At 62.9% G+C, this 1,885-nt stretch carries 1 protein-coding gene; it reads left to right on the top strand.

Going from position 1 to position 1,885, the window contains the following annotated elements; genetic code table 11:
* Nucleotides 1–112 precede the first annotated feature (112 nt).
* On the top strand, nt 113–1,861 hold the full coding sequence (locus tag FKZ61_RS23660; RefSeq protein ID WP_141612632.1) for a transposase: 1,749 nt from the start codon (nt 113–115) through the stop codon (nt 1,859–1,861).
* Nucleotides 1,862–1,885: the final 24 nt, after the last annotated feature.

Raw genomic sequence — 1,885 nt, 5'->3', positions numbered from 1 at the left:
ATGACTCTCCTGCAAAAAGGGTTTCGCAGCATGTAGCAACTCGCGAAAAAGTGCGAAATAGGTAGAATAGGGGAAGACGTGTACTTCCTCCCTAGCCAACCTGGTCAACGCCATGTTTCGAAAGAACGAGCAGCATCTGCAAAGGCCACTGTTCAGCACCTTGGACGAGCTGTCCCCCGCCCTCCGGGAGCGGCTGGAGTCCTCCTGGGCGGGCGTATTCCGCCGGGAAGTCTTCCAGCGCATCGATGAGACGCCCTTTGCGGTGCTCTACTCCTCGCAGGAATCCCGTCCCAACGTGCCGGTGAACGTGCTCCTGAGCCTGGAGGTCTTGAAGGCCGGGTTCGGATGGACGGACGAAGAGCTGTACGATCATTTTGCCTTCGACCTCCAGGTGCGCTACGCAGTGGGCTACGAGAACCTGAGCGACGGCTCCTTCAGCATCCGCACCCTGTACGGCTTCCGGCAGCGTCTGGCCCGACACATGCAAGAGACGGGGGAGAACCTGGTGGAAGTCGCCTTCGCACAGGTGACGGATGAGCAAATCCAGGCCCTTGGGGTGCGCACCACCCATCTGCGCATGGACTCGACCCAGGTGGCCAGCAACATTCGCCGCTACAGCCGCATGCAGTTGCTGGTGGAGGTGCTGCACCGGGTGTATCGGGCCCTGTCCGAGGCAGACCGGGAAAGCTACCAGGCGCTCTTTGCGCCTTATGTGCAAGGCAAATCCGGCCACTTCGTCTACACCTTGAAGCCGGAGGAGTACGACACCCACCTGCAGGCCATCGGCCAGGTGATGGCTCAACTGCTGGCGGCATTGGCGTCTGGCTATGGCCACACCCCGGCCTATGCCCTGTTGGCCCGGGTCTTCGCTGAACACTTCGTGTGGGAGGAGGCGGAGCAGCGGCCCAAGCGCCCCGAGGAACTGGCGGCCACCAGCCTGCAAGCGCCGGACGACCCCGAGGCCACCTTTCGGCGCAAGCAAGGCGAGCCCTATCGGGGCTACGTAACCAACCTCACCGAGACCTGTCATCCCGACAACGAGACCCAGTTGATTGTCAAGGTGCACACCGAACCCAATGTGGCCGACGATGCCCACATGCTGGCGCAGGAGGTGCCCGACCTGGTCCAACGCACGGAAGTGGAGACCCTCTACACCGATGGCGGGTACAACAGCGCCGAGGTCGATGCGCTTCTGGACGAGCACCACATCCGGCATGTCCAAACCGCCCTGCGCGGCGGCAAGCCGGATCCGGACGGGCTGAGTCTGGTGGATTTCCACTTTGAAACCGGCCCGGAAGGGGAACCCGTTGCGGCCACCTGTCCGGCCGGGCAACGCTTTGGGATGGAGTCCGGGCGGGTGGCAGGGCGCTTCATCGGTCGTCCTGATGCGGACATCTGTCAGGCCTGTCCGTTGTGGGACCGCTGTCCCGTGCGTCCCCGCAGCGGCAGAGTCACCCCGGCCCTCTACCTCTCCCAACGGGACGTACGCGTGGTGCGCAAACGCCAGGCCATTGCGGCCATGGCCGGAGCAGGCAATCCCCGGGCAGCTGTCGAAGCCACCATCAGGGCGGTCAAACACCCCTTGGACCGCGGGCGGCTGCGGGTGCGCGGGCTCTTTCGGGTCGCCTGTCAGATGATCGGCTCCGCCATGATGGTCAACCTGCGCCGCATCCACAAAGCCCAGCTCAACCGGCCCCTTGCGCCCCTTTGGCTCTTTTTGGTCGGTCTTTTGACCTGTGTCGACCGCCTCAGACGGCCTTTCACCTGGTTCAAGCGTCAGATGGTTCCGTTTGCCCGGTCCGAGGAGCATTTTACGCTACCCCTTGTGGATCGGCCCTTTTTGTTGTCCCTTTCTGGTTGAATGACCCTTTTTACAGGGGAGTCA

The organism is Litorilinea aerophila (genome assembly GCF_006569185.2).
Classification (GTDB): Bacteria; Chloroflexota; Anaerolineae; order Caldilineales; family Caldilineaceae; genus Litorilinea; species Litorilinea aerophila.
Note: the sequence above shows the minus strand (reverse complement) of the source record. Positions and strands in the feature narration are given on the sequence as shown.

Excerpts from the sequence above, each read along its gene's own strand:
- FKZ61_RS23660 (WP_141612632.1), top strand. The coding sequence starts at position 113 with ATGTTTCGAAAGAACGAGCAGCATCTGCAAAGGCCACTGTTCAGCACC.